Origin of the sequence: Pseudomonas fragi (assembly GCF_025426255.1) — a bacterium.
Classification (GTDB): domain Bacteria; phylum Pseudomonadota; class Gammaproteobacteria; order Pseudomonadales; family Pseudomonadaceae; genus Aquipseudomonas; species Aquipseudomonas kulmbachensis.
This window is the reverse complement of sequence record NZ_CP104861.1, coordinates 2,147,600-2,168,928: the sequence shown is the minus strand read 5'-3', so window position 1 is coordinate 2,168,928 and position 21,329 is coordinate 2,147,600. Positions and strand designations below refer to the sequence as shown.

Annotated in this window: 14 protein-coding genes and 6 pseudogenes; 8 read left to right on the top strand and 12 right to left on the bottom strand. The window is 54.2% G+C overall.

The annotated features are described in order from the left end of the window. The first annotated feature begins 16 nt into the window (after positions 1-16). The gene (locus N7D90_RS09915) at positions 17-1,030 is read left to right on the top strand and encodes an efflux RND transporter periplasmic adaptor subunit (RefSeq protein ID WP_261741987.1); all 1,014 of its coding nucleotides are present in this window, start codon (positions 17-19) and stop codon (positions 1,028-1,030) included. After that, complete coding sequence (locus N7D90_RS09910) at positions 1,027-4,137, top strand: efflux RND transporter permease subunit (RefSeq protein WP_261741986.1); 3,111 nt, start codon at positions 1,027-1,029, stop codon at positions 4,135-4,137. Before N7D90_RS09915 ends, N7D90_RS09910 begins: the two co-directional genes overlap by 4 nt. Positions 4,138-4,316: 179 nt before the next feature. Here the strand turns inward: N7D90_RS09910 and N7D90_RS09905 are convergent. The 4 genes and pseudogenes from N7D90_RS09905 to N7D90_RS09890 all read right to left on the bottom strand — a co-directional run. Beyond that, positions 4,317-4,436: pseudogene (locus N7D90_RS09905) on the bottom strand (glycoside hydrolase family 19 protein); the annotation flags it as partial. 196 nt (positions 4,437-4,632) lie between these two features. Further along, positions 4,633-6,759: a TonB-dependent siderophore receptor gene (locus N7D90_RS09900; protein WP_261741985.1), complete on the bottom strand. Its 2,127-nt coding sequence runs from the start codon at positions 6,757-6,759 to the stop codon at positions 4,633-4,635. Positions 6,760-6,957: 198 nt separating this feature from the next. Beyond that, positions 6,958-7,035, bottom strand: a pseudogene (locus N7D90_RS09895) (integrase); the annotation flags it as partial. A gap of 85 nt (positions 7,036-7,120) precedes the next feature. Continuing rightward, positions 7,121-7,942: pseudogene (locus N7D90_RS09890) on the bottom strand (LysR family transcriptional regulator); the annotation flags it as partial. Between the two features lie 99 nt (positions 7,943-8,041). Between N7D90_RS09890 and N7D90_RS09885 the strand changes: the two are divergent. Further along, complete coding sequence (locus N7D90_RS09885; RefSeq protein ID WP_261741984.1) at positions 8,042-9,289, top strand: FAD-dependent monooxygenase; 1,248 nt, start codon at positions 8,042-8,044, stop codon at positions 9,287-9,289. A gap of 109 nt (positions 9,290-9,398) precedes the next feature. Next, a pseudogene (locus N7D90_RS09880) lies at positions 9,399-9,659 on the top strand (transposase); the annotation flags it as partial. A gap of 67 nt (positions 9,660-9,726) precedes the next feature. Here N7D90_RS09880 and gstA read toward each other — a convergent pair. Continuing rightward, positions 9,727-10,356 carry a glutathione transferase GstA gene (gene gstA, locus N7D90_RS09875; RefSeq protein ID WP_261741983.1) on the bottom strand — a complete coding sequence of 210 codons (630 nt, stop codon included), beginning with the start codon at positions 10,354-10,356 and terminating at the stop codon, positions 9,727-9,729. A 150-nt stretch (positions 10,357-10,506) separates the two neighbouring features. Between gstA and N7D90_RS09870 the strand changes: the two genes are divergently transcribed. Then, positions 10,507-10,896, top strand: coding sequence for a winged helix-turn-helix transcriptional regulator (locus N7D90_RS09870; protein ID WP_261741982.1), 390 nt, complete (start codon positions 10,507-10,509; stop codon positions 10,894-10,896). Here the strand turns inward: N7D90_RS09870 and N7D90_RS09865 are convergent. Continuing rightward, positions 10,859-11,079: pseudogene (locus N7D90_RS09865) on the bottom strand (transposase domain-containing protein); the annotation flags it as partial. The gene N7D90_RS09870 and the pseudogene N7D90_RS09865 sit on opposite strands and share 38 nt — an antisense overlap. A 448-nt stretch (positions 11,080-11,527) precedes the next feature. Between N7D90_RS09865 and N7D90_RS09860 the strand changes: the two are divergent. Further along, positions 11,528-12,538 (top strand): proline dehydrogenase family protein, encoded by a 1,011-nt coding sequence (locus N7D90_RS09860; protein WP_261741981.1) that lies wholly within the window; start codon positions 11,528-11,530, stop codon positions 12,536-12,538. A gap of 136 nt (positions 12,539-12,674) precedes the next feature. Here N7D90_RS09860 and N7D90_RS09855 read toward each other — a convergent pair. Next, a pseudogene (locus N7D90_RS09855) lies at positions 12,675-12,981 on the bottom strand (transposase); the annotation flags it as partial. Between the two features lie 145 nt (positions 12,982-13,126). Here N7D90_RS09855 and N7D90_RS09850 point away from each other — a divergent pair. After that, positions 13,127-13,843 carry a class I SAM-dependent methyltransferase gene (locus tag N7D90_RS09850; protein ID WP_261741980.1) on the top strand — a complete coding sequence of 239 codons (717 nt, stop codon included), beginning with the start codon at positions 13,127-13,129 and terminating at the stop codon, positions 13,841-13,843. An 80-nt stretch (positions 13,844-13,923) separates the two neighbouring features. Here N7D90_RS09850 and N7D90_RS09845 read toward each other — a convergent pair whose 3' ends face one another. Together N7D90_RS09845 and N7D90_RS09840 are read right to left on the bottom strand one after the other, a co-directional pair. After that, complete coding sequence (locus N7D90_RS09845; protein WP_261741979.1) at positions 13,924-14,808, bottom strand: SMP-30/gluconolactonase/LRE family protein; 885 nt, start codon at positions 14,806-14,808, stop codon at positions 13,924-13,926. A 1-nt stretch (position 14,809) separates the two neighbouring features. Then, the gene (locus N7D90_RS09840) at positions 14,810-15,655 is read right to left on the bottom strand and encodes an SDR family NAD(P)-dependent oxidoreductase (protein WP_261741978.1); all 846 of its coding nucleotides are present in this window, start codon (positions 15,653-15,655) and stop codon (positions 14,810-14,812) included. Positions 15,656-15,880: 225 nt separating this feature from the next. Between N7D90_RS09840 and N7D90_RS09835 the strand changes: the two genes are divergently transcribed. After that, positions 15,881-16,819 carry a LysR family transcriptional regulator gene (locus N7D90_RS09835; protein ID WP_261741977.1) on the top strand — a complete coding sequence of 313 codons (939 nt, stop codon included), beginning with the start codon at positions 15,881-15,883 and terminating at the stop codon, positions 16,817-16,819. A gap of 361 nt (positions 16,820-17,180) precedes the next feature. Here N7D90_RS09835 and N7D90_RS09830 read toward each other — a convergent pair whose 3' ends face one another. The 3 genes from N7D90_RS09830 to N7D90_RS09820 all read right to left on the bottom strand — a co-directional run bounded on the left by N7D90_RS09830 (position 17,181) and on the right by N7D90_RS09820 (position 20,599). Then, positions 17,181-18,374: an MFS transporter gene (locus tag N7D90_RS09830; RefSeq protein ID WP_261741976.1), complete on the bottom strand. Its 1,194-nt coding sequence runs from the start codon at positions 18,372-18,374 to the stop codon at positions 17,181-17,183. Positions 18,375-18,505: 131 nt separating this feature from the next. Next, entirely contained in the window at positions 18,506-20,041 is a 1,536-nt protein-coding gene (locus N7D90_RS09825; RefSeq protein WP_261741975.1) for a diguanylate cyclase, read from the bottom strand. Between the two features lie 234 nt (positions 20,042-20,275). After that, a complete protein-coding gene (locus N7D90_RS09820) occupies positions 20,276-20,599 on the bottom strand; it encodes an AAA family ATPase (RefSeq protein ID WP_410012279.1) in 324 nt (107 codons plus the stop codon). Positions 20,600-21,329: the final 730 nt, after the last annotated feature.

Below are 21,329 nucleotides of genomic sequence, written 5' to 3'. Positions count from 1 at the left end.
CACGGCAGGCCCTGCGATGCTCGATAGCTCTTTGCTCCTGAATGGAACGCTCGCTGCACGCGAGGAAATTGCGATCAGTTCCTCCTTGCCGGAGCAGCGTGTGGCAGAGGTAAAAGTAGAGGAAGGAGACAGTGTCCAGGCTGGTCAGTTGCTGGCGAGGCTGGAAACTCAAAGCCTGGACGCGCAAGTTCGTCAAGCCAAAGCAGTGTGGGCGCGTGCCTGTGCAATAGTCGCCCAGCAGGAAGCTGTCAAAGCTGAGTCAGAAGCCAGCTTCAAACGCATCGAACTGCTGAGCGGAAGCGGAGCGGTCAGTGAGCAGCAGGTAGATCAGAGTCGTGCTCAAGCGTTCACTGCAGCGGCTAGCCTTCGTGCAGCACGCGCCGAAGTTGAACAAGCGTTCGCGCAACTGGTCGACGCTCGCCACCAGCGGAGCAAGGCCGACATCCAGGCGCCCTTTGCAGGCGTTATCGCAGAGCGCACGGCACGTGCAGGCTCGTTGAGCGGTGGCGATCCCCTGTTCCGGTTGATTAGAGAGGGGCTCATCGAATTCGAGGGTGAGGTGGCGGAAACCGATCTGATCGACATTGAACCAGGACAAACGCTTCACGTTCAAATTACCGGGATTACTTCCCCCGTGAAGGGAACCCTTCGATTGGTCGCCCCAAAGGTTGATGCCAGATCCCGGCTCGGCCGCGTGCGCATTGCGTTGAGCGACTCTCAACTGCTTCGCGTCGGCACCTATGCTCAAGCGACGCTAGGCCTGGAACGACGCAAGCTCGACGTGACATTGCCGGCTCGGGCGGTTTCTGTCATCGATACCAATCTTGCCTCCGTGATGCAGGTCGATGACAAGGGGATCATCGTGCGCAGGATGGTGACAACCGGTCGGCGCAGCGGTGCCTTGCTGGAAATCACCTCGGGCTTGCAAGCGGGCGAGCGGGTAGTAGCAAATGCGTCCGCTTTTGTGCGCGAAGGAGATGTTGTGACCACCTCCGACGCCGATGCACATCTGACCGAGGAAACACCGTGAATTTCCAGATGTCATCTTGGGCCATTCGCCAGCCCATTCCCACGCTGGTTCTGTTCTTGTTACTGGCTGTCGTCGGCATAAGCGCATTCATCGACTTACCCATCAACGCGAATCCGCGAGTGGACTTTCCCGTCGTCACCGTGGCTGTCAACCTGCCGGGAGCCGCGTCGAGCGAGTTGGAAAATGCTGTCACCCGCCGCGTAGAAAATGCCATTGCCGGGCTTGCCGGTATCCGGCATATGAGTTCAACGCTGAGCGACGGCACCTCTTTGACCACGGTTGAATTTCAACTCGGCGTCGATCCCGATCGCGCAACGAGTGACGTGCGTGAGGCCGTCACCGAGGTGCGCGCTGAATTGCCGCCAGCCGTACTGGAACCACGCATTTCACGAGTAGATGTAGAAGGCGGCGCGATCCTCTATTACGCAGTCGATTCCGCTGAGCGCAGTACCGTGGAGCTTTCGTGGTTCGTGGACGATACCGTCAGCCGAGCATTGCTCACGACACCCGGCGTACAGCGGGTACAGCGCATGGGAGGCGTGAACCGTGAAATCCTGATTGAACTCAAGCCGGATCGTCTTGCAGCACTAGGCATCAGCGCCGAACAGGTCAACACACAATTGGTGCAGAGCAATGTGGATGTACCTGGCGGACGCATCATTCTTTACGGCCGCGAACAAACCATTAGAACGCTGGGTAGCGCCGCAAGCGTAGAGGCACTCGCGACTCGTCCAATTTCTCTACCAGGGGCGCGGTGGGCCACCTTGGGCGACCTTGCGACCGTGCGCGACGCCAGTAGCGAGAGCCGGGAACTTGCCCGGTTAAGTGGCCGGGAAGTTGTCGGCTTTGCCGTTTATCGCACCAAAGGTTCCAGCGATACCGTGGTTGCTCAGGGCGTTGAAGACACCATTGCTGGCCTGCAACGGAGCTATGGCGATCTCAAGATCCAACAGTTCGCCTCCACGGTAGACCACACCCGCTCAAGCTACAAAATGTCCATGATGACCCTGTTGGAAGGCGCAGGGTTGACGATCATCGTGGTGTTCTTCTTCTTACGCAACTGGCGCGCCACCTTGGTCGCGGCCATTGCGCTACCGTTGTCGATTCTCCCTACATTCGCCGCCATGGCGTTGCTGGGCTACACCCTGAACAGCATCACCTTACTGGCCTTGACATTGGTTATCGGTATTCTGGTCGATGATGCCATTGTCGAAATTGAGAACATTGAGCGCCATCTGGATATGGGCAAACGTCCGTTCCGAGCCGCGATTGATGCTTCCAGTGCGATAGGCTTCGCGGTCGTTGCCATCACCGCTACCATTGTGGCCGTGTTTCTTCCGGTCAGTTTCATTGGCGGCTACATTGGACGCTACTTCACACAGTTCGGCATTACGGTTTCCGTGGCCGTGCTGGCCTCTATGCTGGTCGCAAGACTAGCAACACCGCTTCTCGCTGCCTATCTGATGCAGCCAAAGTCGGGAGTGGAGTCAGTTGTTCATGCCAGGCACGCCCAGCCAGGCAAGTTGATGGCACGCTATCTAAGATTGTTGGAATGGTCACTTCAGCATCGCCGTGCAGCACTAGGAGCCGGGGTAGCGTTCCTTCTGGGCTCGCTTCTTTTGATTCCTTTGCTCCCTACGGGCTTCCTGCCCGTTAGCGATCTGAGCCTTACACAAGTCAACGTCGAGATGACACCGGGTGTACCACTGACTCAGACCGACCAAAAACTGCGAGAAGTCGGCAGCAAGATCGCCCAACACAAGGAAGTGATTACCGTATTTACGTTAGCTGGAGGACAGGATGCTGCGGGTGTGAATGATGTCACGAAGGGCATGCTTCTGGTCCGCCTCAAGCCCCCGAGCGAACGGGAGCTGGATCAAAAAGGGTTCGAACACTCGTTACAGCAAGACCTGAATCAGTTCGATGACATACGATTCACATTCCAGGGGGGCAGCGATACACGTGATGTTTCCATAATCCTGCTCAGCGCGGATCCCAAAGAGCTGTCAGAGACAGCGAACGAACTTAAGCGACAAATGCGAGGCGTCGCAGGCATCGTCAATACTCAAGTCAACGAGCCGCTTGCCCGTCCGGAGTTGTTGATCTTGCCCCGCCTTCACGAGGCGGCACTTGTGGGCATATCTGCTGCCAGTATCGGAAATATGATTCGCATAGCCACGCTCGGCGAAGTTGATGCAAGCTCTGCTCGATTCAACCTGCCCGATCGCCAGATACCTATTCGCGTTGCACTGGATGAGCGCTCACGCAGTGATCTGAAAATTCTTCGAAATCTGCACATTCCAACCGACGATGGCAGTAGCGTTCCTCTTCACGCCGTCGCCACACTCGACTTCGCGGATGGACCCGCTCGTATCGAGCGCTTTGACCGTCTTCGACGGGTGTCGGTGGATGCGGACCTGAGCTCTGGCGTCACCCTTGGCGACGCCCTGGACGGCATCAATACCTTGCCTGTACTGCAGACACTGCCTGAGAGCGTGCACCGTGTTGAATATGGCGATGCCGAGTACATGAGTGAGATGTTCGACAAGTTTGGGGTTGCCATGGGTTTTGGCATCCTGATGGTGTATGCCGTCCTCGTGTTGCTATTCAAGGACTTTCTGCAGCCCATCACTATCCTGGTCGCGCTTCCTCTGTCCATCGGTGGCGCCATTCTAGGCCTGCTGCTCTATGGCGCAGCACTCGACCTTCCCGCGATCATCGGCATCTTGATGTTAATGGGCATCGTCACGAAAAACTCTATTCTTCTGGTCGAGTTCGCCAATGAAAAGCGCCGCGAAGGCGTTTCGCGCAAAGACTCACTTCTGCGTTCAGGAGCAGAGCGTGCCCGCCCTATCATCATGACGACAATCGCCATGGCCGCCGGCATGGTCCCCGCGGTTCTCAGCAGTGGTGCCGACAGCGGCTTTCGGGCGCCGATGGCGATTGCTGTAATTGGGGGGCTGATCACGTCGACTGTCCTGAGTCTGGTATTCGTTCCGGTGGTGTTCACTTATATGGACGACTTGCGAATGTATCTCGCACAAAAATTAACCCGATTGACCTCGGTCACCGAGATGGATCGCAAGGAAGATGATTCGTTAGTGTAATAATGGACCACTTGCGTATTTCATCGACCTGGAGTTGGCAGTCTTGGACGTTACTATGGCGCATCTGTGTGGCTAATCGCAGCAGGCGCTAGCCTGCCACGCCCGTGCAGCCCATTCGCTGCCCGCCATCAGGGCCAGGATGATCAGCAGCACCCCGCCCCACTCCACCGCATCGATCTTCACGCCAACACCTTAAGCGCTCTGGCATACAGCGCCTGCCGATCGGCCGCGCCGCTCTGGCCACCGTTGATACGCAGGGTGATCTTGTCGAACTGGCCAGCGTCAGCAAGCATGTTCAAAGCAATGGAACACTTCACTTTCCTGCGCTCAATAAAAAGCCCCGTAGAACAAGGTCTACGGGGCTTTCGAATGTGGAGGCCGAAGCCGGAATCGAACCGGCCTTTCGAAGGGCAATTTCGCTCAAACCGAAATTACCCGGACACAACAGACTCAATGAAACCGAGGGGTGTTTTCTCGACGCAATGACCTATCAATTTACAACGTGTACGAGATTCCGACCTGCACGGTTCTCGGCGCCCCCGGATAGGCGTAAACGTTGCCGAACGAACCCTCCTCATAGTCCTCGTCAGTCAGGTTTTTAACATCCAGATTAAGCCTGATCTGGTCGTTGACCTTGTAGTAGCTCAGCAGATCGACGACGGTATAGCTGCCCATCGAAAAAGCTGTGTTGGCCGTCTGCCCCGCACGCTCATCGACGTACTTCAGGCCGGTGCCAAGGCCAAGACCCTTCAGTGCGCCATCCTGGAACTCATAGACATTGAGCAGGCTGAAACTGTTTTTCGGAATGTTCGCCAGACGGGTACCGGACTTGATGACGTTGTCCTTGGTCACCTCGGCATTAACATACGCATAGCCACCGATTACTCGCCATTGCGGGGTCAGGTTGCCGGCAACGTTCAGGTCGAAACCACGGCTGCGCACCTCGCCCGCTGCCACGCTGAAGGTCGAGACCACAGGATCGGTGGTGAGCACGTTGCTCTTTTCGATCTGATAGATCGCAGCGTCGACACTCAACTGATCGTCCAGCGCTTCCCATTTGATACCAAGTTCATACGACTTGCCCTTTTCCGGATCAAAACCACCGCCCTGGCGACTGGCACCGGTATTGGGTTTGAACGAGCGAGCCGCGTCGGCATAGATGGCCACGGTGTCGGTGAGGTCATAAGTCACTCCCACGCGCGGGGTCACGGCATTACCGCTGGCTTCCCAGCTTTTGCCGTCCTGCACGAAGGTTTCATAGTCATGATCAAAGCGCTCGAAACGAGCACCGGCCAGGAGTTTCAAGCGCTCGGTCAAGACCACCTGATCCTGAAGGAAAGTGGCGTAGGTCTTGAGGTTTTCCTTGTCGTTCGTCGGGGTTCGGGTCAATGCAGGACGAGGTTGACCATACACCGGGTTGAAGATATCAATCGGGTAGGCACTCACTTCCCCGCTGGAGCGCTGGATGATCGACTTGTAGTCGTAATCTTCGTACTCGATTCCTATCAGCAACGTGTGATCAAAGCCGCCTGCGGTGAAGTGCCCGGTTAGGTTGAGCTGGGCGTCCTTGTCCGTCCACTCCAGCTTACGGTAGTTGAAGTTACGGCCCAGGGTACGTCCGTCTGGGGCCACACCGTTGGCTTCAATGGCATTCCCCTTCAGGGTGCCGTCGAGCCATTGGAACCCACCGCCCAACGTCCAGTTATCGCTCAACACATGCTCGAAACGCAGCTGCGCCATGTTGTTGTCGTTGTGCAATTTGCCAACGTCTTTTTCGCCGAAGAAGGTGTCGCGTGAAGCGGTGCCGATTTGATTGGGATAGCGCGTCACACCGCGATCCAGCGGGTGATTATTGCGCATGAAGTCGCCTTCAAAAATCACTTTGGTATCGTCAGTGGCCTGCCAGGAAATGACCGGCGTCACGCCGTATCGTTCGCCCTCGACATGATCACGAAAGGTGTCACCCCCCTCACCCACCACATTCAAGCGATAAGCCAGACGCCCTTCTTCGTCGAGCGGGCCGGACGCATCCAGCGTGCCACGTTTCATTCCCTGGTCATCGAGTTGGCTACCCAGGGTGACCGTTGGCACCGCCAGCGGCTGTTTGGAAATGACGTTGAACGTACCGCCCGGATCTCCACGGCCATAGAGCATGGTCGCCGGCCCCCGGAGCACTTCGAGTCGCTCGATAGTGTTCGCATCCGGCATGTTTGGGTAGCCACGGTTGATCGGGAAACCGTTGCGATAAAACTCACCGGTCGTAAACCCGCGCACCGTAAACGTGGTTAGGCCCTGGCCACCAAAGTTGTTGGCACGCCCCACTCCGCCTGCATAATCCAGCGCATCCTGCAATCGCGTGGCACTGATGTCCTCTACAACATCTTTGCTCACCACGCTGATGGACTGCGGCGTCTCATGGATCGAAGTGTCGGTACGCGTGGCGCTCGCCGAACGGCTTGCGCGATAGCCGTCCACTGGCCCCAGCGCGGTTTCAAAGTCTGGTGTGCCGACGACTTCAGTGGCCTGCAACTCCAGGCTGGGTTTATCGGCTGCAGGTTGCTCTGCCCAAGAGGAAGCGGAAAACGCCTGAAGCACACAGATGGAAACCAGAGTACGACGCATCGAGGGAACCTTGTGATATAGCCATATAGGACGGCATACGTGCCAATTTAACGCGGCGTATGTTATATCCAAACCATATGTACTGATACGCATTTGTATTTGATTTTTTCTGAATAGGTGCTGTTGCGGTCATTCTTGGGCAACAAAACACAACTCTTCATTCGTCAATCAATGCAACTGCCCGCTATGGGTCGGCTAGCGAGTGGATAGATGGTCTGAGGTATGCAGCCGGCTAGGGAAAAGGCAGTTCTCGCTGCGTAGCTGGGCCTGTTGCACCGCTCCCAACTCGTTCCAACCGCAGCTGTATAAATTCCAGCAATGCCCGAACCCGCGCCGTCACGGAATGCCGGTGGCTGTACGCGCCAAGCAATTGCAGCGGCGCTGGGCGCAAGTCCAGCGACACTTCCCGCAATCGGCCCGCGGCAAGATCTTCCTGGCATGGATGGGCTGCTACTATCGCGAAACCGATGCCTTGCCGCGCGCCTGCCAACGCAAGTTCTCCGCTGTTGACACGATAGCGACTACGCACAGATACCTTCACGATTTCACCTGTGGCGTCGAGAAACATCCAGGGCTGGCCCTTCAATGCGCTCAGAGTAGTAATGCACGGCAAGGACTGAAGCTCGCGCACTTGGCGCGGAGTTCCCGTTTTGGCTAACAGAGCGGGCGCCGCAACCACAATGCTGGGTAGCGTAGCGAGTTCGCGGGTGATGATGGTGCTGTCATCCTGGCGACCACGATGGAAGACAATGGAGAGGTCCACGTCTTCCCGTAGCGCTTCTATACCGGTCAGGCGCGTGTCGCACTCCAGTTCGACGCCGGGATGGAGGCTACAGAATTCGGCCAGGATAGGGGCTAGTAGCCTTGGCGCTTCGCCTGGCATGCACATCCTTAAGGGCCCCCGCAGTTCACGCTGCACCGCACCAAGCTCTTCCTCAGTGGAGAGCAAGGAGTCGAGCAAAGGTTTGGTACGTTCGTAGAGAAGTCTGCCGGCTTCAGTCATGCGCAGGTGACGAGTACTGCGCTCCAGCAAGCGGACGCCCAATCTGCGTTCAAGCGAGGCGACGTGGCGGCTGACGTTAGAGGATGGCAGGGACAGTAGGCGCGCCGCACCGGCAAAGCTTTGTGCATCGACGACCGCCACGTATACACGGACGGTGTTCAGGTCGAGGGCATTGCGCATGATTGTCCCGATCAAGGTATTAAAGTCGCCCATTTTTACATAATAGTTCTCCACATTGACGGAATCTAAGATGCCGTCTCGTCCGATGGGTTGTCGCCGATGACGCGTCGGGACGGATTGAATAGGAGATCCAGCGTGGAAATCGGAATACTTGGCGGCGGAATTGCGGGGTTGAGCGCGGCGCTTGCCTTGCGCAAACGGGGACACAGCCCCCGGGTATATGAGCGCCGGGCCGGGCCAGCAACTATGGGGGCTGGCGTGACGCTCTGGCCCAACGCTGGCTTTGTGCTGGAGGAGCTGGGCCTCCTCCAGGACATCGCGGCAGCGGGTGGCCGGCCAGTGGTAGTGCGCCGCCAGGACGCTGCGGGCAATTCGTTGGGGGGCATCGATATCGCGCTGCTGGACCAGACAATGGGATATCCGACTCATACCATTTTGCGAAGGGACTTGCAGGCAGTGCTGCTGAATCATGCGGCACAGGCCGGAATCCCGGTGGAGTTCGGGCATCGGGCGGTGGGGATCGATCTGGAGGCTAATGGCAAAGCGGTAGCGCGCTTCGAGAACGGGGTGAGTATCCGTCCAGATCTGCTTATCGGCGCCGATGGCCGTATGGGGTCAGTGGCACGCGAGTTCGTTGCGGGGGATAACACGCCGGTTTATCAGGGATTTGTGAACTGGATCGGGGTGGCACAAGGAGAGCGTGCGTTGGTGAGCGATATGGCGATTCAGGATTATTGGGGTTCGGGCAATCGCTTCGGTTGCGTGGCGGTCCGGCCGGAGTTGGTCTACTGGGCAGCGGCGCAGGCGCGGCCATTGTCAGGGGCGACGCCCGCAGCCGATATGCGCAAGGAGATCGAGGATCTGTTCGCGGGATGGCCAGAGCCTATCGCCCGTATCATCCAGGCGACGCCGGCGCACGCCATCCGAATGATTGCCGTACACGACTTGGAGCCGCTGCACACATGGAGCCGAGCCAATGTGCTGCTAGTGGGAGATGCGGCGCACGCGCCGTTACCGACATCGGGCCAGGGCGCTTGTCAGGCGCTGGAAGACGCTTGGCATCTTGCCAGGTGCCTGGAAGGAACGGACGGCCTTGATGAAGCCTTGCAGCGCTTCGCGGAGATCCGCGGGCTGAAGACCGCCAAGCTGGCCGAGCAGGGTCGAGTCTTCGCTCGCGGTCTGTTTGCCACTGATCCTGAAACCTGCCGCATTCGCAATGAACGCGCCAAGGCGTCCGATCCCTTGCGTGACGTGCAGGCCTTGGCGGCAGGATGGTCACAGGGTTTGCCGATGACGGGCTGCACGCCGATGGATGGCGCTGACTTAGGCAGTCTGTACCGCCTCTGAAAGACTCTGGCAATCTGGACACTGCATGGCGTCTCCGGCCCCGAGACGCCTCACTGTAAACCGAGCCCCATGACGTTGCCCACCGCGCTGGAACGCCACGTTTAGCCTGGCTTACCACCCCGCTACTCTGCTGAAGATCTGTATCTACGGTTATCTGAACCGCCTTCAGTCGAGCCGGCGCCTGGAACGAGAAGCCCAACGCAACGTCGAGCTGATGTGGCTGACCGGACGTTTGATGCCCGACTTCAAGACCATCGCCAACTTGCGAAAAGACAACAGCAAAGCCATCCGAGGCGTCTGTCGACAGCTTGTTGTGCTGTGTCAGCAGTTGGGATTGTTTGAAGAGAATCTTTGTCACGTTCATGGCAGCTATCAACTACGAGCGGACGTTAGCCCTTCCATTGCCGATAACCCTCTCAATCAGCACGCATCTGCCGTCACACAAGACCCTCTTCTCGCAGCGCTTTCTGAACCGAGGGACGAACTTTAACCCGTTCATACCATGCACGAAGGTAATGCAAATCGTCGAAGTGTATGTCGGCCTTGTAATAGCTGGTCAACCAGTCGGCCTGACCCCAGCCTATTAATGCGAACAGATAGGCGTCAGCCACAGTGAAGGAGTCACCCATGAGATATGGTCGGGTAGTCAATTGTTCGTCAATCCAGGCGAAACGCTTCTCCAACTTTGGCTTGGCAGTGTCTACGTACTTACCCGCGAGTGTTGAGTACAGCAAGGGAATGTACCCCTTGTGTATTTCAGACGTCAGGAAGCTCAACCATTCTTGAAGTCGATATCGATCAAGGGTGCCATGAGTGGGAACAAGTCCAAGCTCCGGCTTCAGGTCACCCAAATACTGCACGATTACTGGCCCTTCACGCAGGAGAGTGCCGTCGTCCAGCTCGATTGCAGGTACGTAGCCAAAGTTGTTGACCTCAAAGTAATTGGCGCCCAATTCGGTGAGGTGCTTCTTGTGATCGACTTTAATCAGTGTGGCATCTAGACCAAGCTCATTCAGGACGATATGTGGCGAGAGGGAGCAAGACGCGGGGATGTAGTACAGCTTCATTTGCAGACTCCAGAGCATGAGTAAGCGCTGTCAATTCCAATTGAGAGACGGCTTCAGCTCATTCTAGATATCCGGTATAAAATAGGAAGAAGGCACTATTTTGTAGTATAGGTACAAAAAGTATACCTAAACCAATGCAGGACTCTGACCATGAAAGACAACATCTCAGGCTGCTCGGTCGAAGAAGCGATGCGTTTGCTAGGTGGCCGTTGGCGCCTGCTTCTTGCATCCTACCTGCTCGATGGGCCAAAGCGTTTTAATGCGCTTAGGCGGGACATTCCCGCTATTTCGCAACGAATGCTGACCATTGATTTACGCGCCCTTGAGGAAGCTGGACTCGTAAAACGTACAGTATTTCCCACCGTGCCCGTCACGGTTGAATACGAACTCACCGTTGACGGACGGCGGTTAGAGCCTGTTGTTGAGGTAATGAAACAGTTTGGGCTATGGGTCAAGAGTCGCCCGCCCCTTGATAGCGTCTGTCCAGCTCACCTTGCGTCAGTTAGCGGGGTTTCCTCCGATGCCGCAGTAGCTGGCTGATATCACTCGCGCGCTGCGTAGGCAGTCGCGTGAGAACATCCTTTAGATAGCGTACGGGTCATGCCCGTTGAGCCGCGCCAACTGGATCAAGCTCATGATCACCGCCGCCCGTTTACCGCTGTGTAGCGATCCGGCGAAGAGCCAGTTCTTGCGTCCAAGGGCCCATGGTCGGATCTGGTTCTTGTTCGTTGCGTGCAACTCGAAGAACTTGGGGATGAATGCAGGTGTCAGCGCCGTGCTTTTCTGCGCGTGAAACCGAATCCATTTGTGGACGAGGTTTGCGTTGAGGCTGAGCGCGATGCTGGCAATCGAAGCGCCGGGCTGGGCGCACTCTTGAATGACCAGGGCCTTGAAGGACTGGGAACAGGAGCGGCGTGTTGGCTGCATGAAATACCCATTTGAAAGTAAGCGTACGCTCAGCACGCCTTGCTTTTTTTTGTGGTATGGATCAACGTTCAGCACCCTTCAAGCTCTACAAATAGCTTGGGCAATACTGGGGCAACAACATTTGACGTTAGCAAACACCTAGAGAAGAAAGCATGCACGCCGCCGCCTGGCCCCCATCGATGAACTGAAGTTCGCAGTAGACGCTGCCGCTATGTGCTGACACATACGGTTGTGACTCTGCTTCATGCTGCTCCCCAACGGAGTGGTGGCTTTGCTTCGTCCGTGGTTTTTCGACGCTTTGGCTCGAAGAAATGGAAGTTGGCTGTTTTTCGTCTCAGGTATTGATATGCAAATTTTTAACGCTTTGATGGCTCGTGCCATCCCTTTTATTCCTCGCGCAATTATCCAAAAAATCTCCCGCCGCTACATTGCTGGTGCCACGCTAGGCGAAGCCCTTGCGCGAGTTCAACAGCTAAATGAACAAGGTTTTTGTGTGACCCTCGACGTGTTGGGCGAGACTGTTTCGACTCCACAACAGGCTGAGAATACGGCGATCGATTACATTGATTTGCTTGAGGCGATTCAAGCCAACGGATTAAAAGCCAATATTTCGATCAAGCCATCCTCGCTTGGATTACTCCTCGACATGCAGCAATGCGCACGTCTCGCAGAGCGCATTCTTGAAGCCGCAGAGGGTCATCAAAACTCTGTTTGCATAGATATGGAAGATGTTAACTGCACCCAAAAGGAAATCGATCTGTTCCGCCAGTTGAGAATAGGCCATGACAATGTAGAGCTGGCATTGCAGGCTTATTTGAAGCGTACTTATCAGGATATTGAGGCGCTCACACGTGAAACAAACACGTTTCGCATCTGCAAGGGTATCTATGTGGAGGAACGATCGCACCTTGTAAACGGCTCATGGAGTGACCGTACCGCCATCAATACTCATTTTTTGAATCACGTTATGCGCTGCTTTAACACCGGCAGCTTTGTCGGTGTGGCCACGCATGACGCTGCATTGATCGAGCAAGTTGTTGCGCTGGCCCGAGACAACGGTATCGATAGCACCCAGTTTGAATTCCAGATGCTGCTAGGTGTTTGCGAACCCTTGCGTGACAAGGTGTTGAAAATGGGATTCAGCGTGCGCATTTACGTACCTTTTGGGATGGACTGGTACGGTTACAGCACGCGCAGACTGAATGAGAACCCTAGTATCGCGGGCCATGTCGCCAAAGCGCTTATCGGCCTCTGACGAGCGAGTAAAACAACAAGGTCGCTGCATTCAGTAAGTGCGATGCGATGCGATGCCTCCCTCCAGTGAAAACTGGAGGGAGGCATCGCTTTTCGTGGAGGCTTTTTGTGAGTATCTGCCCATCACCCCAGCGTCATTAAACGGGCATCCACTTATGTGGCAAAAGCTCCGTGAGCTCACTAGCCCGCTGTGTCGGCAGGCGCGTGAGAGCGCCCTTCAAATAAGTGTACGGGTCATGCCCGTTGAGCCACGCAGACGGGATTAAACTCATGATCGCCGCCGCCCGCTTGCCGCTACGCTCCGAGCCTGCAAAGAGCCAGTTCTTTCGCCCTGGCGCCCAAGGCCTGATCTGGTTCTGCGCCCAATTATTGCCAATGTGTACGGCCCCGTCATCGAGAGTGCGATAGCGCCGTCCAGCGTTTCAAGCTGTAATCCAGCGCTCTCCTGATAGAGGTCATCTTTCGCCCCATAACTGTCTATCGCGAAGGCGAGGCAAGCATTCCCCTGAGGAATGCATACCATAAAACTAATGAATTTTTATTATGAAACTCTCTGGCGTAACTTAATTCAAGGACACGGAGAAGCGCCTTGAAATCATCCCATCTAAACGCAGCTGAAAAATTTGATACCTCACGGGCCAATGAGTACGGACGACAGAGCCGTATCGCATTAGCTGGGTATGACGCCTGCCATGATCTTGCTGCATGCATGCTGTCGGCAAGCCTCGGCAATGCACGTTCTGCAAAAGTGCTAGTCGTTGGCGCTGGCGGTACGGCTCAGGAAATTATTGCGATGGCAATGTTGGAGCCAACATGGCGCTTCACTGCCGTTGATCCATCCGAGCCGATGCTGGAGGTTGCGGCGCAGCAGCTGGGGGCAAACAATTTGCTCGAAAGAACAAGCCTGCATCTTGGGCATGTTGAAGACCTGACAGCGGACGAGTCATACGACACAGCGACCTTGATCGGTGTGCTCCATCATCTCGATGGGGAGGTTGCGAAGCGAAAAATTTTACGATCGATTCGGGCTCATCTAAAACCGGGCGCGCCGCTGATTGTGGCTGGCAATCAATATGCTTATGCCAGCCAACCGTTATTGCTGGCCGCTTGGGGGCAAAGGTGGCGACAACATGGCGCCAGCCCGGATGAAGTGAAGACCAAACTAGGAAAAATTCTCCAGGGAGCTGACCCGCCACATTCCGAGGCAGCAGTTCAACAATTGATGCATGACTCTGGATTCGGAGACGCTACTCGTTTCTTCAGCAGTCTGTTCTGGGGAGCTTGGCTAACGCAGAAGCCCCTTTAAAACGGAACCGATAGACTGCTCCTGCCCGTTAGCCGGCGGAGCCTCGGACCAACCGCCAACGCAAAAGAGCCGTAAACGCCTCAAAGCTCCTTGAACCGGTGCCGGGGCACGCCAGGGATCGGCAGTCGGATGCTGTAGATATTCCCGGCTGCGGGGAAGTCGGCCTGCTCGGCGGGCGACATGCCGAATTTGGCACTGGTGATGAACAATGTGCGCATGTCGGCCCCGCCGAAGCAGCAACTGGTGGGGCGCGGGACCGGCATCTCAATCGTCCGGGTCAGCTCACCGTGGCGATCGTACCTGAGCAGGCAGCCGCCATTGAACTGGCACACCCAGATGCCCCCTTCCGTGTCCATTGCCAACCCATCCGGGCGGCCGAGGTCTGGCGGTGTATGGGCAAACACCGACACCTGCTCCAGGTAGTTGCCGGTAGCCGGATAGCGGGCGCGATAAATCGTGCGGGCCACCGAGTCGACAAAAAACAGTTCACTGCCGTCGATTGACCACACCAGGCCGTTTGGCAGGCCGATATTGTCCAGCACTACCGAGGCGTTCAGCCCTGCATCATATCGATACAGTTTGCCGGTGTTTTTGCTGTGAGCTTCGTCCATCAAACCGGTGATGAAGCGTCCTTGAGGGTCGCAAGCGCCGTCATTGAAACGATAGGACGAGGGCGTGATGGCCAATTTCGAGTTGTTGCTCACCTGAAGGCTGGAGCGATTCAGAATGGCGACGCTGGCATTCCGGGTAAAAATCAGGTTACCGGCATTGGTCAATGCCAACGCGCCGATCCTTGATGGGGACTCGTAAAGCCGCGTAAGGTTGGCCTGTTCGTCCAGGACGTTTATCTGCCCACCTGAGATGTCCACGAACAATAGGGAATTACAGGCTTCGTCCCAGACCGGGCTTTCACCCAGATCAGACTGACACGGTGAAAAAAGACGCAGCGCTTCCTGAGCAGGCATATCAACACTCCTTGATGTGGTCCCACAATTGAGCAATCTGCTCGGCGCTGGATGCCTTGACCCGAGCCAGGTCGACGGGATAGTCGACGCCCTTATTCTCGGCAAACCGTGTAGCGGTGAATTGGCCATTGCTGGCCCGCAGAATGTAGCCGGTGTCCTGACACAGTTCCGAGGCCAGAAAGATCACACCGGGAGCCACCCACTGAGGCTTCAGGTTGTCCGGTTCCTCGGTCACACCCCACATTCTGGTTTTGGCGACCGGCGATACCGCGTTGACCAGAATGCCATCTGTCGCGCCTTCCATGCTCAGCGCATTCATGATGCCCAGTTGCGCCATTTTGCCTGCTGCATAAGCCACAAGGCCCGGCTGAGCATATTGCTGATACATCGCCCGATCCGAAGAGGTCAGTACCACGCGCGCAACAGCAGATTGCCTGAGGTATTTCCAGGCATGCTTACACAACCAGATGGGCGTAAAGATATTGATATCGAGCGCGCGTTCAATGAATGACGACTCCGCCTCTTCAATCGATTGATAACCGACCCAACCGGCGTTGTGAATCACGATATCAAGTTGCCCATACGCCTCGATGGCCGTCTCGATCAATTGCCGGCAACCCTGCTCGCTGGCCAGATCGCCGTGATGACCGACGACGCTATACCCCTCGGACTGGAGCGTTCGTGCGGCATCGAGGGCAATGGATGTATCCGCACCATCGCCGATGTTGTCCGCCCCGATATCACTGATCACGACATTCGCGCCCAACCTTGCCAATTCCCGTGCATAGATGAAACCCAGGCCTCGGCCAGCGCCCGTTACAATTGCAGTCTTTCCTGTAAAGTTCATTGATTTTTCCTCTTGATTGCCACCTCACCTTAACAATGAATATGCGGGTTGTTTAATACTAATCAGGACCGAAGTTGATACCCTGCTCATATCAAACTATTGCTTAAATCCCGTGACCTGTTTAGGGAACATATCCCTTGATAAACCACGGAGTTCGATATTGACCAAGTACATGCCGCCCCTCCACGGGTAACACAGATCAGTTCAAATGAAGGAACGGAAGAAATGATCGAAACCCGACTGCTCAGGCAGTTCATCGCAGTGGCTGAAGAACTGCATTTTCACAAAGCCGCGATTCGCCTGCACATGGCCCAGCCCCCCCTGAGTCAGGCCATCAATCGCCTGGAAGGTAAACTGGGTTTCAGCCTGTTCACGCGTAACAAACGCGAGGTGAAACTGACACCCGCAGGCAGTGCCTTTCTGAGCGCCGCCTATAGCACACTCAAGGAACTGGAACTGGGGGTGGAGCACGCCCGCCAAGTGTCCGAAGGCATCGCCGGCAAACTCACTGTCACCACGGTGTCCATCGCTTACTACGAGTCGTTGCTCAACACCCTCAGGCAGTTTCGCGAAACCTTTCCCAAGGTCCAGTTAATCATCAAGGAAATGCCCTCCTCCAGCCAGGCCAAAGCGATTTTGTCCGCAGAGGCAGATATCGCCTTCATGCGCAGGCTGCCCATTTCGGCGGAAAACGTCGAATCGCGCTTGTTGCTCGATGAAGAAATAGTAATGGCGCTGCCCACTCATCATCCAAAAGCACAGACCGGGCAAATCGACCTGCGGGATTTCGCCGGCGAAGACTTCGTGTTCACACCCGAAGCCCTGGGCCCCGGCTATCACAGCCAGCTCATTGCCTTGTGCGAAGCCGCTGGCTTTTACCCAAAAGTGGTGCAGGAAAGCGCGCAGATCCATACCTTGATCGGCCTGGTGGCCTGCGGCTTCGGCGTAGCCCTGGTACCCGAATCCATCGCCAACTCGATCATGCTCGACAAGGTTCTGATTCGCAGAATTTCCCCTGTGACAGAGTCTCCCAACCCTGCCATCGGGCTATACATGAGCTGGCATACCCACAACGAATCACCGCTGATAGACAGTTTCATTTCCATGCTCGACTTCAGCAGAGGGCCTCAGGTCGAAGGTGCTCTGGCCGAACAGGTTCGCTAGAGCGCTAGGTTGTAGTGCCTCCGCCAAGCCCCCAGGGAGACCCACTGAATCGGTGGTCGCTATCGGCCAATTTCTGTTTGCTGCGACTGACCGGTTTGGGTCGCTCGTAGCCGGTCGCGAGAGACCGGAACCGGCCGAGGCTGTGTAAAAACGTTTTTGAGCGCGACATGCAGTCAAAACCGAACGGGGAATCGCGCGGCTACGCAAAATCTACATATGCTGACGTGCCGATAAATTTCAGATTTAACGTAGACGCGTACACCTCATTTTTGGCGAACCGTTTTTACACACTCGGGGCCAAAAGCAGCCTCTCAAAGGCGTCTACGAAACTAGGGGCGATTCAGTAATTAGCAGACGTTACCTAGCTTGTTCGTTCCTGAGTTGAATATCTGACGCGATACTCGCTCAGTATCAACGTCGCCATAGCAACCAGTACAGGTACAGAGGCAAGCGCACAGATAACGGTCCAACCGTATTGATTCAATATACCTCCCGATGCAAACGAGCCGAGCACCACGGCGCCAAAGACAATGAAATCATTGAGCGCCTGGACACTGTTTCTTTCGCTTGTTTTATGGCACTGAAGGACGAGCGCAGAGGCGCCGACAAAACCGAAATTCCAACCGATCCCTAGAAGCACCAAACATAGATAAAAGTGAGAGGACTGCATGCCGGCAAGCCCGACAGCAATAGCAGCGCCGGTTAGCATCAACCCCATAAACACAACGCGATTTGCCCCAAAACGGCGGATCAGATTTCCAGTGAAAAAACTGGGTGCGTACATTGCAATTATATGCCACTGCAATGCCAGATTCGATGATTCCTGTGAAAGACCCTCATTCTTCATTGCTAGTGGGGCCGACGTCATCAGGAAGTTCATCAAAGTGTAAATTACGACACCAAAGAGCATGGCCTTGATGAGTCGAGGCTGCCGAACAATCACCGCAAGCGGACGACCTGAAGTACGAACAGCCGCCTCATGGCGTGGCAAATCGACACCTAGCAGCACCGCCGCCGAAACCACCGCCATTAATGCGGCTGCAACATAAGTAACGACAAACAGGTGGGACTCCCATAAGTCCATCGTATAGGTGACCGTCTGTGGACCAAGTACACCTGCTACTAGCCCGGCAGCCATGACGATTGAAAGCGCCCAGGGTTGCCTGTTTTCTGGAACGCATTCTGCGGCGGCGAAACGAAACGTCAGCACCACTGCGGCATAAGCGCCACCAAACAGCATCGCAGCACAGAAAATGAAGAAGGAAGACAAATAAATGCCAATCGCAGCCAGCACTCCCATCAGGATGCCGCACAACGCTCCCAGCATAAATACGAGACTGCGCCCATGGCGCTGCGCAATGGCGCCGGCAGGTAGCGTGCAGCTCGCCATGCCCACGACAAAAATGGAGATAGGCAGCGTCGCCAATGCTTTATCCGGTGCAAGCATGTCCCCCACGATAGCGCCGGTTGCGTAGACGATGACTGAGTTACCGCCCGCCAATGCCTGGGCGGTTGCCAGTCGAAAAATGTTGCTGTTTCCAGATGTGGCTGACACGACTTCTCTCCCTTGAATTATTTGTCCCTGAATACAGGTGCAGCGTGCCGATCATCAATGAAAACTAACGGCCGCGCCGCCCCTGACGATATTCAAGCGCCGGCACCGGCTTGCGTCATTTCTGGTGATAGTTAATGCTGTATTTTAAAAACCTTGTAACAGTTTCGTCCAGAAGCTTTTGCCTCATACATTGCCTTGTCAGCCGCTTCAATTAACATCAACTCATTCCTTATCAACTCCCCCCCCTCCATACAGGCCACGCCGATACTTACAGTAACCCTGCCAAGCGGGCTCCGGACATGGGCAACACCCAATCTGTACACTGCATCAAGGGCATTTTTAGCTATTGAAATAGCGCCCAGAATATCTGTATCAGGCAAAATAATTGCTATCTCTTCACCTCCATATCGCGCAACAAAATCAAGCTCTCTAGTTGAACATCGCTTAAGCACCAGGCTAATTTTTTTCAAACATTCATCACCAAGCAGGTGACCATAAAAGTCATTAAAGCGTTTAAAATAATCAACATCTATAATTAGTAGAGAGAGTGAACATCCATCTCGACATGCACGCAGAGAAGCCTTTGAAAGAGCCTCATCAAAAGACCTACGATTAAACAACCCTGTCAAATGATCGATAGAAACAAGCTCTTCCAACTCATTATTGACCTTGAGTAACTCCTCACGCGCATCAATCAGGTCGCTTTCCACCTCATCCCTATTCTTTACATTTACAATCAACACAACATTTATTAGCCCAACAAACAGCATCAATATCAGTACAGCGCTTGCTATGCGCTCAGCGTCTAAACGCCAAGATGCAAGAGACTCTTCCACACCAACAGCAACCGTCACCACCAAAGGAAGGTTTCTATTTTTACGGAATGCATAAATACGCTCTACTCCATCAACACTTGAAACCAAACGTGTTGAGGCAACCATGCTATCAACAAGATACCCAAGGTGAATTATGGACTCCGAGAAGCTCCAGCCTACACTCTGCTCATAGAGCGGATAGCGAACTAACGTTCTGCCGTCACCATTAGTCAGCACAACAACACCATCACTGCCCAGATCAACAGCTCCAAAAACACCCAAAAAATCCTCGACTGCTAAAGTAATTACAACCACACCCGCAAAACGTCCATCCTTATCATTAAATCGTTTACTTACTGTAACCACCCATTGAAATGCAGTGAGCCGCTCAGCAGGAGGGCCAATAAATATATTCTCTGTACGATTATTTAGATGGTATGAAAAAAATTCCCGATCACTGCTATTTACCTCCTTGAGCATTGACCCAGCTGAGGACATAACCCAGCCCCCTTTCTCATCATAAATAGTCACACTACTACTGGGTGCCATTAGATGCTGTCGATTATCCACCAGATCCCGCAAGCGAATTATTTTTTGAAACTCAACTCCATCTTTTTCCAGGTGATCCACCAAATCATAAAGCAACAAAGAACTTTTGTTAATAACACTTTCTGCGTAGCTATCAAGCGCCTTAGCCAAATTCAGAGCGCGAAGCTCAGCGTCATTTAAAACCCGACCACGAGATAACCAAACACTCCAAATCGATAACATAGCCAAAGAAAGGCAAGCAACAAACAACAGAAAGACAACCAAGTTAGTTTCGCGCTTACGACTTGTCTTTTTAAAAAACACATGTGCCGCCATCCTTACAGCCCCCACACTACATGACGGTTTTTCTCAACCCATTTGTATAATGCTAGCTTTTGACTGTCCTAAACCGCAACACCAACAAAAAGCCGAGTTTAATTAATTGCATAGCGAACGATAGCAGGCCAAATGTAACTCCCAGTGTTAGTGAATAACAGGACGATATCTCCACCCTCATACACCGAAAAAATCAGCCTTTAGACCGCCCAACAAGTCTTACTAAAAAAACTCTAACTGCGTAGACGACAAATGCGACGAACTCTGCATACCTGATGCCGACTGAGCAATGATCCCCCCGCCAGGACCTCGTACTAGTACATCGGACAATTGACAGCGACTCTCAATTAAATCGACAAGCGTGTATTTTGAAGTAACCCCCAAAAGAACACCTATATTCGGTAAACCCGGATCAGCTTCTAGCAATATAAGTCGTCTCCAGAGCTCCGGCAGCGCCAGGGAGAGATTTATGGCTACAGCTGTCTTTCCCACCCTGCCTTTGCCGTTGGCTACTGCGACAACTTGTACTAAATGCCCATGTTCCATATTCATGCTCCCTACCGCTCGCGACTTGAGATCATCCCCGCAGACCTGGAGACAATCTACTACGTTAGCGGACACACCTAAGTTATTCCGTTAGCTCTTGAGGAACTAGAAATCCATTCAAGACAAATAGCCATTGATCCTAATTGACAAGTAAATCAGAGAAAAGTCCCAAAAAAAAATAAAAAAATACCAACCTTAAACTTGCCAACCTAATGGCGCCAACAACCAGTCAAACAAACGTTTCAAAGAAGTAATTACTGTATAAAAAAGGGACACATCGTGCGCACCAACAAGCCAAACATATGACGCCAATAATTGGTCACTCTAAAGACTCTTAAGAGCACACCTCTAAAATCGATCAAAAAATAACTACCCCCATCATTGTCAACTCCAACGCTCCGCCTCTGAATACGCAAATATGTCGACTTCTAGTTTTACCCTCCCGCCGGAACGTCGATACTAAAAACAAGACGCGCTCTGATAAATTCAATACCGCGGCCCGGCGCGCCGTTTTATGAAATATTTGCGGGCCAGCGCCATCGACTTAGCGCGATTGAAGAAACTTTCGACACTCATCAGGTTTACTTAGCCGCAGAAATAACCAAGGGCTTTGGCGACGCTCTAGAAGCGTTCAGTGTGTTGAGTCAGGCTGACAGGTTCAGGATTTATCAGATGATAGACAACAGTGACTCAAGCCCGAACCATGGTGCTAATGCTGTGATCTGTAATG

Coding starts and splice junctions, on each gene's coding strand:
- N7D90_RS09915 (WP_261741987.1), top strand. CDS start 17: ATGCTCGATAGCTCTTTGCTCCTGAATGGAACGCTCGCTGCACGCGAG.
- N7D90_RS09900 (WP_261741985.1), bottom strand. CDS start 6,759: ATGCGTCGTACTCTGGTTTCCATCTGTGTGCTTCAGGCGTTTTCCGCT.
- N7D90_RS09885 (WP_261741984.1), top strand. CDS start 8,042: ATGACGCGTCGGGACGGATTGAATAGGAGATCCAGCGTGGAAATCGGA.
- gstA (WP_261741983.1), bottom strand. CDS start 10,356: ATGAAGCTGTACTACATCCCCGCGTCTTGCTCCCTCTCGCCACATATC.
- N7D90_RS09870 (WP_261741982.1), top strand. CDS start 10,507: ATGAAAGACAACATCTCAGGCTGCTCGGTCGAAGAAGCGATGCGTTTG.
- N7D90_RS09860 (WP_261741981.1), top strand. CDS start 11,528: ATGCTGCTCCCCAACGGAGTGGTGGCTTTGCTTCGTCCGTGGTTTTTC.
- N7D90_RS09845 (WP_261741979.1), bottom strand. CDS start 14,808: ATGCCTGCTCAGGAAGCGCTGCGTCTTTTTTCACCGTGTCAGTCTGAT.
- N7D90_RS09840 (WP_261741978.1), bottom strand. CDS start 15,655: ATGAACTTTACAGGAAAGACTGCAATTGTAACGGGCGCTGGCCGAGGC.
- N7D90_RS09835 (WP_261741977.1), top strand. CDS start 15,881: ATGATCGAAACCCGACTGCTCAGGCAGTTCATCGCAGTGGCTGAAGAA.
- N7D90_RS09820 (WP_410012279.1), bottom strand. CDS start 20,599: ATGGAACATGGGCATTTAGTACAAGTTGTCGCAGTAGCCAACGGCAAA.